The organism is Chitinophaga caseinilytica (assembly GCF_038396765.1).
Classification (GTDB): Bacteria; Bacteroidota; Bacteroidia; order Chitinophagales; family Chitinophagaceae; genus Chitinophaga; species Chitinophaga caseinilytica.
This window is the reverse complement of sequence record NZ_CP150096.1, coordinates 4,023,655-4,039,556: the sequence shown is the minus strand read 5'-3', so window position 1 is coordinate 4,039,556 and position 15,902 is coordinate 4,023,655. Positions and strand designations below refer to the sequence as shown.

The following is a 15,902-nucleotide window of genomic DNA, read 5'->3' as shown; positions in this document are numbered from 1 at the left end:
TGCCGGGAGAAAACCAAAATAAAAAAGATACCATGAAAAAATTGTTGTCTGTAATGATCCTTTGCTGTTGCAGCATTTGGGCCTTTGCCCAGGGGACAGGTTTGCTGACCGGCCATATTATAGATAAAAACCAGCGGCTTTCCCTGCCGGGAGCCACCCTTCGCCTGAGCCCCGGGAATCATTATACCGTTAGCGACCAGCAGGGCCGGTTCGAGTTCCTGGACGTGCCCGCCGGCAATTACCAGCTGGAAGTGACTTACATCGGCTACGGGAAACTGTCGAAATCCGTGACCGTTTCCGCAGGGCGGAACGCGGAGCAGCAGCTTGCGCTGGAAGCCGGCGGCATCGCCGGGAAGGAAGTGCTCGTGGTGGGTGACCGGCTCCGCGGACAGGCCAAGGCGCTCAACCAGCAAAAGAACAATCCCAACGTGACCAATGTGGTGAGCGCTGACCAGATCGGCCGTTTCCCCGATGGCAATATCGGCGACGCCATCAAGCGGATTCCCGGTGTCACCATGCAAAACGACCAGGGCGAAGCGCGCAACATCATCATCCGCGGCCTGGCGCCCCAGCTCAATTCCGTAACGCTCAATGGCGACCGTATCCCCTCCGCCGAAGGCGACAACCGGAATGTACAGATGGACCTCATCCCCAGCGATATGGTGCAGACCATCGAACTGAACAAAACCCTCACGCCCGACATGGACGCAGACGCCATCGGCGGCTCCGTGAACCTGGTGACCCGCGCCGCGCCGAACGGCCCCCGCGTTTCCGCCACATTATCTTCGGGCTACAACCCCATCCGCGAGAAACCTATTTACAACGGCGCCCTCGTGCTGGGGAACCGCTTCTTCCAAAACAAACTCGGCGCCATCCTGAGCGCATCCTACAACAACAACGATTACGGGTCAGACAACATCGAGCCCACCTGGAAAAAGGACGACTTCGGGAATGTATACCTCGAAGAACTGGGCATCCGCCAGTATTTCGTGCAGCGCATCCGCAGAAACGCGTCCGCCGCGCTGGATTACAAGATCAATCCCGCACATACGCTGTATTTCAACGCCATGTACACCTGGCGCGACGATCGCGAGAACCGCTTCGCCTATAACGTGAAAGACATCGAACCGGAATACGATGCCGATGACAAAATCACTGGCTATACCGGCTCCCTCACCCGCGAAAACAAAGGCGGCGTAGGCGGCAACCGCGGTAAAAACCGCCGCCTCGAAACCCAGCGCGTCCAGAACTATTCCCTCCGCGGCGATCACCTCCTCAGCCCGAAAGTGGACCTGAACTGGAGCGCCTCCTGGTCGTCGGCCAGCGAAAAGAAAGACGGCGAAAGATATATCGAATATGAATTCGAAGACGTTCCCCTCACCATGGACATCCGCAACCCGCGGCGCCCGACCGTGACGCCGGGCAATGTGAGCGACGGCGATTTCAGCTTCGCTTCGCTCACGGAAAACAATGATTACACGAATGAAAGTGAGCTCGGCCTGAAACTGAATCTCCGCTTCCCGCTCAGCGTAATCCCCGGCCAGAAAGGGCGCATGCGCGTAGGCGGGCGGCTAAGGCTGAAAGACAAAGAGCGGAACAACGACTTCTTCGAATACGAGCCCCTCGATGAATTCGGCACGCTCGATAAAATGCCACTGTTCCAGTGGAACAAAAAAACCTTCCAACCCGGAAACCAATACGTTCCGGGACGGTTCATCGCCCCGGAATTCCTCGGCGGGCTGAACCTCGCGGATGCTTCGAAATTTGAGAAAGAAGCCGATCCGTCGGAGTTCCTGGCCGTTAACTACAAGGCGAAGGAATCCATCGCGGCGGGATATGTGCGCTGGGACCAGGATATCACTTCCCGCCTGTCTTTCATTGCCGGAGTACGGTTCGAAAATACCAGCACCACGTACGACGGGAATGTGGTAGAAGAAGAGGAAACCCTCAAAGGCACGCGCAGCGTCAAAAACAGCTACCTCAACGTGCTGCCGGGCCTTACGTTCAAATACAACGCTACCGACAACCTCGTGCTGCGCCTCGCGGCTACGACTTCCATCGCCCGGCCGAATTATTACGACATAGCGCCGTACCTGAATATCGTGCAGGAAGATGAAGAGATCAGCGCGGGCAATCCCGAACTGAAAGCCGCTTACGCCACCAACTTCGATTTTATGGCGGAACAGTATTTCAAATCGGTGGGAATCCTGTCTGGCGGCGTGTTCTACAAGCATATCAAGGACTTCATCTACACGTACCGCAACGAACAATACAACACGGCGCAGTTCGCGGCCGATTTCCCGGGGCAGTCGAACCCCGTTCCCGCAGGCGAAAACTGGTCGTACACCCAGGCGCGCAACGGCAATAAAGTGAAGGTGTACGGATTTGAAGTGGCCCTGCAGCGCCAGCTCGACTTCCTGCCCGGTTTCGCCAAAGGGTTCGGCGTGTATTTGAATTACACGTTTACCAAGTCCAAAGCCGACGGCGTGTATAACGGCGATGGCGAGAAACGCTCGGGCGTAACTTTGCCTGGCACGGCGCCCCATATGTTCAACGCTTCCCTGTCGTTCGAAAACAAATTCTTCACCGCCCGCGTTTCCGGCAATTACGCGGCTTCTTACCTCGACGAGCTGGGCGGCGACGATTTCGAAGACCGTTTTTACGACCGTCAGTTTTTCCTGGATGTGAACGCCTCCGTGAAACTGACGCGCCAGCTCCGCATGTTCGGCGAAGCGAACAATCTTACCAACCAGCCGTTACGCTATTACCAGGGCATCCGTGAAAGAACGATGCAGGCCGAATTCTACCGGCCGCGGTACAACTTCGGCTTCAAATTCGACCTGTAAACCACCGTGCACATGACAACACTCAAATTATCCGGCATAGCCCTGGCATTGGGCCTCACCGCGTGCAGCCACCTGGCGCCCGTGGCGGAAAATGCCGTAAAACCCATCGTCGTAACGGATCCCGTGGCGCATGATACCGACGATCCTGCGATCTGGATCAACCGGGCAGACACGATGCAAAGCCTCGTTTTCGGTACCGATAAAGATTCCGACGGTGCGCTGTATGCCTTCGATCTCGACGGGAAGATCGTCCGTAAATCGGAGCCGCTGAAACGCCCCAATAACGTAGATATCGCGTATGACCTGCTGTTGGCCGGCACCCCGATAGACATTGCCGTGGTGACGGAGCGCGAAACCCGTAAAGTCCGCATCTTCCGCCTTCCCGGCCTGCAGCCCATCGACAACGGCGGCATTCCCGTGTTCGCCGGAGAAGCGCAGGCAGACCCCATGGGCGTGGCGATCTATACCCGTCCGGCGGATTCCGCCATTTTTGTGATCGTGGGGAGAAAGGAAGGGCCTGCGGAAGGGTACTTATGGCAATACCGCCTGCAAGACGATGGTAAGGGCCAGGTAAAAGCAAACCTGGTGCGGAAATTCGGGAAATACAGCGGGAAGAAGGAAATAGAGGCGATCGCCGTCGACAATACGCTCGGGCATGTTTATTATTCCGACGAAACGGTGGGCGTACGCAAATATTTCGCCGATCCCGACCGGAAAGACGACCGGGAGCTGGGCTTCTTCGGGCAGCAGGGCTTTGCGTCTGATCACGAGGGCATTTCCCTGTATCCGGAGCGCGACAGCACGGGGTACCTCCTCGTTTCCAACCAACAGGCGAATTCATTCATGATTTTCCGCCGGGAAGGGAAGAACGATTTTGTGGGCGAAGTGCCTGTTTCCACGATCGAAAGCGATGGGTCGGAGATCACGCCGGTGACGTTCGGGGGTAAATTCCCGGGGGGGCTGTTCGTTGCCATGAGCAACGGGCGCGTGTTCCACTACTACGCCTGGGATGATTTGAAGAAAAGGTTGAAATAGTTTTCCAAAACACGGCCGGCACTCAGGTGCTGGCCGTTTTTATTGAATGTTAGTAAAATATCAGGTCGTCTGACACCGCATTTCCTTTATCATCTTCGACATACATATATTTACCAAGTAGGTCAGACTCGCTATTGAAAAGGTACAAACATGCTTCCAAGGTATACCGATCCGGATCATCAAACGCAAAAGCGATCTTCGCTTCGGTTCCAACGACTCTGATTGAGTTTAGGGGAATACCTATTTCGACCTGTAAAGATTCATTGTCATTTCCATTGATACATCTATGATAAAGTACTTTTGCCCTGGCATAGAGAGCGTTTATTTCTTCCTTACTTATATCAATTTTCATATTTCCGGGTTTGACTATTTGTATCTTGTTGCTAAGGTAATAAAGCAAGTAGCGTAGCAGCAAAAATCAATATTACCAAAGGGTGAGCTTCGTTCGTAAATGTTACAAAAACCCGGTCAGTCGAGGGTTCCACTTCAAAGGCATAGTCTTGCTTGCCAGCTTGGATAAAACCATTGCGATTAGATCCAGGTATACGTTTTTCCATGACACTACTATCAAAGTTCAGCGTTCCCCAGATCATATCTGCAAAGTGTTTTAAGTTTACTGTTAAGACGGCCTGCCTACTCATTTGAAGTTCAGATTTGGCGGTCGTATCATTGATGCCCTCAATAGATTGATATTTGGCTGATGAACAAACGAGACCGACAATCAACATCATTACTATTCTTAGAATCGAAAGTTTCTTCTGTGAATATACATGTCCTTTTTTTCGAGATGGAAGCATTACAGATACGCAGAATTTGGAAACAAGTCGGGACATTAGGTCTTTGCTCTAAAAGTTAAGGAATACAGCATTCCGAATGACAATATATTATTTTTTGTCAACATTTATTCATTCCCTATTGGATCACACCACTATTCGATTCCTCACCGCGCCAAACCCAACGGCGAAAAAACAACATACAGCCCGATCACCAATGCAATCAGCAACCCCATGGCCAGGTACCGCCACTTCCACGGCGTCACTTCCACCAGATTGTTCCATTGCAAGACAAACGCCGCCTCGCGCGGCCGCCATTTCCCGATAGCCAGCATGAGTAACACCGTCACCACGAAAAGAATAGCCAACACGTGCAGGAAATGCATCCCGACGTCCACCACGAACTGCGACATCGCGTAGCACGCAATAAAGAACGCCAGCCCGACTTTGGCCGCCAGCGCGGGAACGCGGCGCGTCAAAAAACCCACGACCATGATCGTGAAGATGGGAACACTAAACAAGGCGCCTACTTTCTGCAACCAGGTATATAAACCACCCTGCGTGAAATGAATGAACGGTGCTATGCAAACCGCGCTCGCGCAGAGCAGCACCTCGAACCTGCGCGCCGTACGCATCCCGCCGGGCGCGCCTTTGCGGAGGTTCAGCACGTATAGCGTTGCGGAGCTATTGATACCGGCGATGAACGTGGTGAGCGATGCACCTGCCAGCAGCGCGGCCATGAAACCCGTATACACGGGCGGCGCCACGTCGCGGATGAGCGTCGAAAACACAGATGCGGAATGCGGCAGGCTTCCATAGATATGCGCCGCCACGATCCCCGGCACATTGAGCAGCAGCGGCAACACCAGTTTCCCCAGTCCCGCGAGGGCCATCCCCTTCTGGCAGGAAGCCAGGTCGCGGGAGCCGAGCGCCTGCTGCACGATGTATTGCTCCGTGCTCCAGTAATATAAATTGACCAGCAACATGCCGGTAAAAATCGTCCCGAAAGGAATGGCATCGTGCGGGCCGCCGATGGCGTTCAGGCGATACGTTTCCGTTGTCAGCACAGTTTCCAGCCCGGTTTGCCAGTTGCCCAGACCGAGATGCCGCAACGCGAAATACGGCAACAGCAATCCACCGGTAAACATCGCCAGGCCCAGCATCGTCCCGGAAACCGTCATGCCTTTTAACCCGCCCCTGAGGGAGAACAGCGTGCCAAGCGCGCCCATCACGGCCACCAACAGCCAAATCGTTGGCCAGTAACCCAAACCGGTAAGTTCGGACACGCCAAAAAGCCCTTCCAGCGCCACAGCGGCGCCATACAGCACGGATGGCAGGAGGTTCACGATATAGTTGAGCAGGAAAATGAGCGATACGAAGGTTTTGGTTTGCCGGTCGTACCGCATCTCCAGGAAATCCGGCGTGGTGGAAATGCCGGTTTTCAGGTAAATGGGCAGGATGAATTCCGCCACCACCATCATCACCACCACCGACGTTACGCCCCAGGCCATCACGCTCATGTTGTTGGTGAACGTGAGCTCGTTTTCACCGATGAACGAGGTGGTATTGATGTTGGCGAATATCAGTCCGCAGCCCACCGCCACGAAACCCAGGTCCCTGTTGCCGAAAAACAGTCCCGCTGCGGTAACGGGCTTCGTCCTCCGCGCACTTCGCCACACCAGCCATGCGGCGGTGGCCACCGTGATAAAAAATGCGATGAGGGTGACGGCGTTCATATTTTACAGGTTGAAATAAACGGGCTGTTTCCCGTCCCAGGCCCGGGATTGCTCCGGTTTGCCTTTTTCCTTCACAATGATCTTATAATTCCTGCCGTTGCGTTGCACGGACAGATCGATGACCGTACCGAAAGCGTACACGTTCTGCAAAGACATCCGCCCCCATTTCGACGGGAGCTTTGGGCATACCGCAAAGGCTTTATAGCCGACCGGGTCGAAGCCGAACATCCCTTCCACGATAGCGCGGCAATACAGCCCGCTTTCGGCCGAAAGATGACGCTGGTCACCTTCGGGCCAGGCTTCTATCGCATAGGGAACGTGCTCGCCCAGCAACCGTTTCGAAGAATAATACGCCAGGTATTTCAATGCCGTGTCCGTAGCCCCGGCCTTGAAAATACCGCGGAAAGCGTACAGCGTAGAGCGGTCCCAGAACGTTTTAGAGCCGGATTCGGTGAGGAGGCCGTCGGGGCTCCAGAGCTTGGGCGACAGCAAAGCCGCCAGCGTCCCATCTTTCCGGTCGTTTATGCCCATCACCAGCGGCAGGCAGATCCAGGCGCGGAGCTTATCGTTCCCGTCGAAATAGCGATAGCTATTAAAACCCTCCACATTGGCGCCGAAGTATTTTTCGATGTTCGTTTTAAGTTTGTCCGCTTCCGACTTCCATTCCGCCGAAACCTGCCGCTCTCCCATCCAGTCCGCCATCCGCGCGCCATACAACAGCGAGGCGTAGGTCAGCGCGTTGGTGGAAAGATTGTACTTCCCGGCTTTGAAGCGCCCTTCCAGTTCATCCGAATCCGAAAAATAAACACCGTCCGCTGATTTTTTGCGCAGCATGTATTCGTTGCACCATTTCACGAGCGGCCACAATGCCGTCATATCCTGCGGATTGGACACCGTGAGCGCATATTTCGCCGCGCCGTAGCCGATCATGGCCTGGTCTCCCCGGTCGCCCGCGCCATTCCAGTAGCTGTCGCCCTCCGCGATGATGGAGCTGGGAATGGGTTTATATTCCGGGTTGATGTATTGCGCGAAAATGCGGAAGCTGTTGCGCGCCGAAGCCAGTCCGGCGTCATAACCGAGATACCCGAAAAACGGGTTCACGTATTCCGCCTGGTCGTTGGCCCAGATGGCCGCGTAATATTCCCCGCCGCCGGGGCCGTGCATGAGGCCGGCTTTCGTTTCGTAAATGCTTTCCGCCGCGCGGAGCTTGGCGAATGCGAACATCCGGTTGATGGTATCGTTCGGGGTGTGGAGCACCAGTTTGTCTTCCACTTCCTTCACCAGCGCCATCCGCTGGCTTTCCTCAAAAGCGGGATCGATGTAAAACGGGGGATCCGCCTGTTTCCGGGCAGAATACACGACATGAAAATCCACGAAGCGCCCAGGCGCGAGGGCCTTCCGCCCGCCGTTCCAGGTCTTCACCTGTACCACGTACGCGCCGTAGACGCCTTTGGCCGCGTCCGTCAAAATGCTGCTGTCCGTTTCCGGGATATCGAGCACGAGGTTTTGCTTGCCCCGGTTCTCCAGGTGATAGGCTTCCACGAACGCCGCTTTGCCGGTCGAAGGAAAAAGGCGCCGCGTTAGCACGACATCCGTCCCGATCCGGCTTTCACAAACCAGTTTGCCATGAATGTAAAAACTCCGGATGGATTCCGTGACCGGCTTACCATCTATCAAAACCGCATCCATCGCACTGCCTTTGAATTCGCGGATGAGGTTGGCGCGGGTATTGTTGGGGATGGAACGCAGCATAGGGAAAACCAGTTTCCGGCTGAAAACGGGCTTGCCGGTTTCGTTGAAACCATAATGTACGATCGCCGAAAGCTGCTTCCCGCTCATTTCGAGATGGTCGGTATGCGGCGGCCGGGACGCCACTTCCTGGTGGATCCCGCCATCGCCGGTCATGGTCCAGGTACGCTGCGCGCGGCCTGCAAGGGGCAGCAGCAACAGCAGGCAATAAATGTATCGCATGTTGATGTCGTTAAATTGGATAATGTTCAGGATCAGAGCGTTGCCCGCCGCGCCAGTGTGGTCGGGATCGTGGTTTGCACCTTTTCGCGGCTGAGAACGGCTTCCGCAGCCATTTTGCCCATCGCGGCAAAGTCGGCCGAATAGGTGGTGATGCCCACGAATTCCTTCGCCGGCTCGTCGTTGTGCGACAGGATGCCCACGTCTTTCCCCGGCTGCAATCGCTTCGCCTTGCATTCCTTGAGGATTTCCCACATGGCAAAGTTGTCGAGCGTGAAATAGACTTTATTCCTTTCCACCGTTCCGGCCGTAAATTCTTTTTCGATGCGGCCTTTGATGTGATGGGTTTTCAGGAATTTCCTGAAAGACACGGCGATCTCCTTCGGGTCCAGCGAATCGGGGGAATGGAAAAAGACGAACTCGTCGAACTTCCGGATTTCGTCTGCCAATTCGGTAAAGGCGCGGTAGGAAGATTTTTCGAATTCCTGGGTGATGTGGTTGAAATCCCCGTCCAGCGGCTCAAACCGGTCGAACATGAGGAATTTGTTTCGGGGGATGGTATCGAGCAGCTCCTTCGATTTCGGGTGCGGTATCGGGGCGATGACGTACATGCCGAATTGCCCGCGGATGCTTTGCAGCACGGTTTCGAAAACATCGATATTGCCGTGGTGGAAGTAAATCTGCAGGCTGATGGAAGGCCCCAGCGTTTGCCGGAAATTCCTGTAAAACTGCTCTTCGAAAGTATCGAGGTTATACATGACCAGCGCCACTTTGAGGAGTTGTTCGGTGCTTTGGCCCGACACGAAATAACCCAGCCTGTTGCGGGCTTCGATGATCCCCCGGCCGGTGAGCTCCCGGTAGCCTTTCATGATGGTTTCCCGCGAGAAGCCCAGCTCCCGGATCATGGCGTTCACGGAGGGGAGCGTGTCTCCGGGAGACAGCACCTTATCGTTGATGGAATTGATGATGCCCTGTACCAGGCGGTCGTGCTTGGAGTAAGACACCACAGTTTCCAGATCGGTAATTTTGTCAAAAACGTTCATAATTAGTCCTCTTTTTCAGCGATGGCTTCCATGCCGGGGAGCAGTTCCACTTCCGCCCAGGTTTTGCTGTTGCCCATAACATCCGTTTCCACGCGGGTTTTCATTTTCTTGCCGTTTATCCGGATACCGGTTGCCCGGCCGTTGAAAGCGGCGCGCCAGGTGAAAGGGCGGCTTCCTTCGTTCTTCAGCACGCTCCGCCCCGGCTCGTGCCGCAAACGGATGTCCGAAGATAACACCTTCAGCCCTGCAATTTCGCAAAAATGCGGCGAGTGGCTGTTGTAAACGGTGGTCAACCGGCCGTTCCGCCCGTCAGGCGATACGCCCATCAAGCCCTGCACGATCCCTTCCATCACCCCGAAAGAAACTTCGGGATATTCGCGCCGTGGCGTAGCCGGATCGGTCAGGTACAGGATAAAACGGTACGATTCGTCGAAATAACCGAAGCGGCTGAACTGGTACGATAAATACGAAAGATTTTCCACGTTCCATTGCTTGCTGCCCATGTTGGCGATGGTCTTGCGGATGCGGTCGCCGTTTTTCAGCGCATCGTACCAAAGCAGGAACGTTTCCCCTTCCCCCTTCCGAATTTACGGCCATGGGTAAAGTAGGTGTTGTATAAACCGGCCTGCCCGTCCCACCATTTCGATTCCAGCTGTTGCCGGTATGCTTCCGCTTTCGCCCGGAATTGCTTTTCCGCCCGGCGGTCTCCCCGCCAGCCGGCTATATCCGCATACGCCGAAAACCCTCGGTACATGGCGGCAACGAGATCCGCCCCCATCCCCATATCGGCGATGGCTTCATAATAGGAAGGCAATCCCCTGCAGCGGTGGAAGTAATCTTTTTCGTTGAAAGGCACCGGCGCGTTGGGATACGCCGGCCGGTTCAGCAACGCCTCCGGCCGGAGGTGCCACCTGTCCACAAACGGCCCCACCGTGATCGCGGAAAAATCCCGGAACGCAGCGCTGTTGATGAACGCCGTGTCTCCCGTCCACATATACATCCGCCAGCCGGCGTAGATCAGCTCGAAATTGGCGTTCAGGTTGTACCAGAATTCTTTATCATTCCGGTAATCCTCCACGGCCGGCCTTCCCGATTTATGGATCTCCCAGAACGTGCACCAGTCTTTGCTTTCCGAAATCCCTTCCAGGAAACGGTTCAGCATATTCCGGTTCTCCGCCTGCATGCCCAATACCTCCGCGCCAATGAGCTGGTGCGACACATCCCGCACGCAAAACGCTGCACGCGCCGGCAATGCCGCCTCGTACCAGGGGCCCACCGGGTCGGTTGCCGGGCCACGATAAGACAAAGCCATATCCCTCGCCCTTACGAACGCCTGTTCCAGCGCCGTATCCGACGAAGTGAACACCGCTTGCCCAAAAACGCCGGAAGGCAGCGCCACAAAGGCCGCAGCCAGAATATGCACCCATTTCGTCCGCCTGCGGCGTGCCATTTCAAACATCATAAGCCTTTTCAATTGAATATTGCAGTTTCATAACGTGGAACGTTGATATGAAATATAGTTAAAAATCGAATCCGGTCGTGTGCGCAATTAAAGAAAGCAACCCTGACCGTAGAAACGGCAGGGTGCGATTAAAAAACTGTATGTATAACCAGTCAGCATACATCACTTGTATAAAGGATTTTGCGGCATCCCGGTGCGGTTGATCTCCGTCCGCGGAATCGGCAGCAGGTAATGTTCCGGCTTGAAGGCGCGTTGCTCCAGCGTTTGGTACACGTACGTCCTGACGCCGGTAGTTGCGTTGCGGGTGATGATCACCTGGCGGCAGGGCTTGTTATCCGTCGTTTCCGCGATCTTCCAGCGGCGGACGTCGTAATAACGGTGCCCTTCGAAACAAAGCTCCACCTGCCGTTCGTTGCGGATCCGCGCCAGCAGCGCCGGGCCGCTTTCCGTCAAAGGCGCCGTAATACCGGCGCGCAACCGGATTTTGTTCAGGTATTCCCGGGCCACAGCTTCGTGCCCCAGCTGGAATTCCGCTTCGGCGTAGTTAAGGTAAATCTCCCCGAGGCGCGACAAAATCCAGAAACGGTTGGCCTGCAGGTCGGTATTGAAATTGAACGTCGTGTCCATGTATTTGCGGAAGGAGTAGCGCGTCAGGCTGTTGTTCCAGGCGTCGTAACCCTGGTCGGAATCGTAGCCGCCTTCGTAGAACTGTGCTTCGTTGGTGGTACGGTCGCTGAAGTAGGCCGCGTTCCCGGTAGGCCGCCCGTCGTGCACGATATCTGCATAGAACCGCGGATCGCGCCCTGCGTAAGGGTTCTGCGGATCGTAGCCGGATTGCGCGTCGGAAATGTTCTTCCCGTTGGCCATGCCGAACGCATCCACCAAATCCTGCGTAGGCGCAAATGCCGCCCAGCCGTGATATCCGTTGGGGAAGCACATCATTTCGATGCCGGTGAACGCATCCCACTGATATTCCTTATTAGACAGCCGAGCACCGATGATCTCGCTGTTGTAAACCGTGAACAGGTCTGCGTAATTGCCGGTATAGAGGGTAAATCCGGGCAAATCCATCACCCTTTTGGCCGCAGCCGAGGCCGCTGCCCATTTCGCCGCGTCGTTGGAAGGGTTCCAGAGCGGGCTTGCCATATACAGCAGCAGCCTCGATTTCACCGCCAATGCCAGCGCGGCGTTCGCGCGGCCTTTGGGTTGATTGATGCCCGTCAGCATGGTAGCCGCCGCTTCCAGCTCATCGCTCACGAATTTGGCGCATTCGTCGAACGTACTGCGGGGGACTTTAAAATCAGACGACAGGTTGAAAGGCGTTTTCACCAGCGGAACGCCGCCATAGTCGCAGATCAGCTGGAAATAAGCGTAAGCGCGGAGGAACGTTACCTCCCCTTTGATCCGCTTCCGTGTGGCATCGTCGCCCGGCACCTGGTCGATGCGCGACAGCAGGATGTTGGCGTTCTGGATATGCGAGTAATTCTTCGCCCAGATATCGAAACCGCCCGCATTGTCGGGTGAAAGCAGCCCTTTGTTGATCACGTTGCGGACACCGGCGTAGTCGAATTTATTGAAACCTTCGTCGGACGCGGGCGACAGCAAAAAGCTGCGGTTGATGGAGCTGCCCCAGTCGTAAGTACAGGTGGGCAGGATGTTGTAAATGTTGTTGGCGAAGGCTTCCGCCAGCTTGATGTCTTTCCAGACGGATTCGTCGGTATACGAATCCAGCGGTGCTTTATCCAGCACTTTGGAGCACGACGGCAGCAGGAAGTTGCCCGCACATAAACCCGCCAGTAGCAATATTCTCAGTTTCATGATAGGAAAGTTTGAATGGTGAAATCCTTAAAGCCCGACATTGAGCCCGAAGCGGAAAATCCTCGTTTGCGGATAGTTGATGCCGGTGGTGTTGTTCGTTTCCGGGTCGATGCCGAATTTCTTCATCTTGTCGAACGACAGCAGGTTGTACCCGCTGGCATACAAGCGCAGGGCGTTGAGGCCGCTGCCCGAGAAGAACCTTGCAGGAACGGACCACGACAGCTCGAGGCTCTTCAGCCGCAGGAAAGAAGCATCGCGCAGCCAGAAGTCGGAATAGTTGTAATAGGAAGCGTTGACGCTGTTGCTCGTATGCGCGCGCGGATATTCGCTTCCGGTGTTTTCCGGCGTCCATCGGCCGTCGTACAGCCATTGCGGCGGCGCGATGAGGGAGCCCTGTACCTGGGAGTTGATCAGTTGCTTCGCTTTCGTTTGGCCGGAAAGGAGCATGTTCAGGCCGATGCCTTTGTAGTTGAGGCCGAGGTTTACACCGTACACCACTTTCGGGGTGGCGGTTTCATAAATGCGGACCTGGTCGTTGGCCGTGATGACGCCGTTGCCGTCGGTATCCTTGATGCGGATATCACCGGGGCGGGCGCCGGGCAGGTGAACGGAACGGTCGATCTCGTCCTGCGAACGGTAAATGCCGTCAGACGCATACAGCAGCCAGGAATCGATGGGATATCCTTCGGATTTCTGCCATTGGGGAACGGAAGCCGCTTCGTCGCGGAACAGCACTTTACTTTTCGCGAAAGTCCCGTTCACGCCGGCCGAATACCGCAGTTCGCCCGCATCGCCGGTGTAGGTCAGGGCGAAGTCGACGCCCCGGTTCAGCGATTTCCCGATATTCTCGGAAGGCAGCGCCATACCGGTAAACAAGGGGATCGATGCGTTGCGCTTGGCGAGGATATCTTTCCGCACATAACGGAAATAATTGGCGGTAAACGTCAGGCGGTTATCCAGCAACGTCGCGTCCACCCCGAAGTTTTTCGTATCCTGCTTTTCCCAGGTGATGTTGGGATTGGGCGTGCTCGTGAGCGAAATGGCATTGTTCAATGCATAATCGTCGCCGAAATAAGTATAATAGTTTTTGTTCGTCACCAGCTGATAACGGGTCAGGAAGAGATATTGCGCTACGGCATCGCTGCCGAGCAGGCCCCACGAGGCGCGCAGCTTCAGCTCATTGACAAAGGGCACGTTCTCCTTGAAAAACCGCTCTTCGGAAATCCTCCATCCCGCGATCACGGCCGGGAAAAGGCCCCAGCGGTTCTGCGTCGGGAAGTTGAAGGAACCGTTGTACCGCATCGTCACTTCCAGCAGGTATTTATTATCGTACCCATACTCTACCCTGCCCAGGTAACTCGCGCGGCCGTCTTGTGCCGAAGAGCCCGTGGCATTCTGTCCGTCGGCCGTACCGGTAAAGATCTGGTCGATCTGATCGCTCAGCAGGTTGCGGCGATAGGCGTAAGTGCCCCAGGAAGATGAAGTCGTAGATTCATACCCCGCGAACGCACCGATCTTGTGGCGGCCGAAGGTGCGGTCATACGCCAGTTTGATGAACTGCGTGCTGCCGGAAAGCATGTCTTCGTTCTGCGCAACGCTGGCGGAAGACACCGTGCTGGAGCGCTGGTTGGTGTAGGTGTTGGTAGACCGGTCGAACGCATATGCATCCCATGGCCGGTTGAAAACTTTCTGGTGACGGAGGTTCACGTCGTAAGACACGTATCCGCTCAGCGACAATCCTTCCGTGACGAACGGCATTTTCAGGTCGAAACCCGCTTGCGGCGTCACCACGTAATTCTTCACGCGGTCGTACCCCGGCGCGTCCGTTACGAGGATGGTGGGATTGCGGCCCGCCGCCACGCCTGCGCTGGGCAGGCCGTTTTCCCAACGGGCGGGAATGAACGGGTAGAGCGAGCGCGTTTCGTGCAGGATGCTGCCCACGCCGTAGGTCGGATAGCGCCGGTCTTCGTTGCGTGCGGCGATATCGAGGTTCACTTTCAGGTTGGAGGAAATCCGCGCATCGATGTTGGAACGGATGTTGAACTGCCGGTACCGCTCGATGCTGTTGCGGAAGTTGCTGGACTGGTCTACATACTGGCCTGAGAAATAATATTTCACATGCTCGTTGCCGCCGCTCACGCTGAGGGAATGCGAAGTTTGCGGCGCGTTTTTGCGGAAGACTTCGTCCAGCCAGTTGGTAGACGTATATCCGGGAACGTTACCCGCTTTGTATTTCTCGATCTCTCCCTTGGCGTAGGTATTGGGGTTTACTTCGTTGAAGTAAGTCATGTACTGCCAGGCGTTCACGATTTCAGGCTGGCGGGTGAGTTGCTGGAAGCCGAAATTGCCGTCGTACTGGATGGTCGGCTTGCCGGATTTGCCTCTTTTGGTGGTGACGAGGATGACGCCGTTGGCCGCCCGTACGCCGTAAATGGCTGCAGATGCGTCTTTGAGGACGGTCACGCTTTCAATGTCGTTGGGGTTGATGCGGTTGAAACTGCGGTCGGGGATGCCGTCTACGATGATGAGCGGGCTGGTGCCGCCGCCGAATGAGTTGAAGCCGCGGATCACGAGGGAAGCATCGTCTTCTCCGGGGCGCCCGGAGCGGTTGTTGGCGATGACGCCCGGCACGCGGCCGGCGATGGCGTTGGATACGTTAGACGAGCCGCTTTGTATCAGTTCGGCGCCTCTTACGGAAGATACGGCGCCTGCAACAGAAGTTTTTTCTGCGAACCGTAGCCGATTACCACTACTTCGCCGATGTCTTTGGAAGCCGGGACGAGCGTGATGCGGAGCGGGGCGCCGTTGCCGGCGGGGATTTCCTGTGTTTCGTAACCTGTGAAGGAAATGACGAGCACTGCGCCGGAGGCGACGCTGAGTTGAAAGCGGCCGTCTTCGAGGCTGACAGCCCCGTTAGACGTACCTTTTTCCGCGATGGAAGCCCCGGGCACCGGTTCTCCCTTTTCATTCGCCACTTTACCGCTCACCTGGATTTTTTGCTGCGCCCAAATGGGGGAAACGACGGCGAGCATCATGGCCAGCACGAACGCCGTTTTCCATAGGCACGTGGAAGTTCGGGAGCCTGCCCGCGCATGGCAGCTCCTGGAAAAATAAGCTTGCATAGATTTTACTTTTGGTTGTAGCTGTGGAATTTATTCATACCTGGGAATACGCACACAACCTCAGCTGCTATCGCAACTACGTGGAAGAAACTGTTTCAT

Annotated in this window: 12 protein-coding genes; 2 read left to right on the top strand and 10 right to left on the bottom strand. The window is 55.6% G+C overall.

Annotation, left to right across the window (positions count from 1 at the left end):
• The first annotated feature begins 32 nt into the window (after window positions 1–32).
• Together WJU22_RS16625 and WJU22_RS16620 are read left to right on the top strand one after the other, a co-directional pair.
• A complete protein-coding gene (locus tag WJU22_RS16625; RefSeq protein WP_341839301.1) occupies window positions 33–2,846 on the top strand; it encodes a TonB-dependent receptor in 2,814 nt (937 codons plus the stop codon).
• Window positions 2,847–2,858: 12 nt separating this feature from the next.
• A complete protein-coding gene (locus tag WJU22_RS16620) occupies window positions 2,859–3,881 on the top strand; it encodes a phytase (RefSeq protein WP_341839300.1) in 1,023 nt (340 codons plus the stop codon).
• 49 nt (window positions 3,882–3,930) lie between these two features.
• Here the strand turns inward: WJU22_RS16620 and WJU22_RS16615 are convergent, their stop codons facing one another.
• From WJU22_RS16615 to WJU22_RS16570, 10 genes are all read right to left on the bottom strand, one after another.
• On the bottom strand, window positions 3,931–4,233 hold the full coding sequence (locus tag WJU22_RS16615; protein WP_341839299.1) for a hypothetical protein: 303 nt from the start codon (window positions 4,231–4,233) through the stop codon (window positions 3,931–3,933).
• 31 nt (window positions 4,234–4,264) lie between these two features.
• A complete protein-coding gene (locus tag WJU22_RS16610) occupies window positions 4,265–4,612 on the bottom strand; it encodes a hypothetical protein (RefSeq protein WP_341839298.1) in 348 nt (115 codons plus the stop codon).
• Between the two features lie 209 nt (window positions 4,613–4,821).
• Window positions 4,822–6,390, bottom strand: a complete 1,569-nt coding sequence (locus WJU22_RS16605; RefSeq protein ID WP_341839297.1) for a solute:sodium symporter family transporter — start codon at window positions 6,388–6,390, stop codon at window positions 4,822–4,824.
• A 3-nt stretch (window positions 6,391–6,393) separates the two neighbouring features.
• Window positions 6,394–8,361: a hypothetical protein gene (locus tag WJU22_RS16600; RefSeq protein ID WP_341839296.1), complete on the bottom strand. Its 1,968-nt coding sequence runs from the start codon at window positions 8,359–8,361 to the stop codon at window positions 6,394–6,396.
• A gap of 32 nt (window positions 8,362–8,393) precedes the next feature.
• On the bottom strand, window positions 8,394–9,401 hold the full coding sequence (locus WJU22_RS16595; RefSeq protein WP_341839295.1) for a GntR family transcriptional regulator: 1,008 nt from the start codon (window positions 9,399–9,401) through the stop codon (window positions 8,394–8,396).
• A gap of 2 nt (window positions 9,402–9,403) precedes the next feature.
• Window positions 9,404–9,904: a hypothetical protein gene (locus tag WJU22_RS16590; protein WP_341839294.1), complete on the bottom strand. Its 501-nt coding sequence runs from the start codon at window positions 9,902–9,904 to the stop codon at window positions 9,404–9,406.
• Window positions 9,905–9,939: 35 nt separating this feature from the next.
• The gene (locus tag WJU22_RS16585; RefSeq protein WP_341839293.1) at window positions 9,940–10,863 is read right to left on the bottom strand and encodes a hypothetical protein; all 924 of its coding nucleotides are present in this window, start codon (window positions 10,861–10,863) and stop codon (window positions 9,940–9,942) included.
• A 162-nt stretch (window positions 10,864–11,025) separates the two neighbouring features.
• A complete protein-coding gene (locus WJU22_RS16580) occupies window positions 11,026–12,681 on the bottom strand; it encodes a RagB/SusD family nutrient uptake outer membrane protein (RefSeq protein ID WP_341839292.1) in 1,656 nt (551 codons plus the stop codon).
• Between the two features lie 27 nt (window positions 12,682–12,708).
• Window positions 12,709–15,357 carry a TonB-dependent receptor gene (locus WJU22_RS16575; protein ID WP_341843784.1) on the bottom strand — a complete coding sequence of 883 codons (2,649 nt, stop codon included), beginning with the start codon at window positions 15,355–15,357 and terminating at the stop codon, window positions 12,709–12,711.
• A gap of 14 nt (window positions 15,358–15,371) precedes the next feature.
• Window positions 15,372–15,803, bottom strand: coding sequence for a carboxypeptidase-like regulatory domain-containing protein (locus tag WJU22_RS16570; RefSeq protein WP_341839291.1), 432 nt, complete (start codon window positions 15,801–15,803; stop codon window positions 15,372–15,374).
• Window positions 15,804–15,902 lie beyond the last annotated feature (99 nt).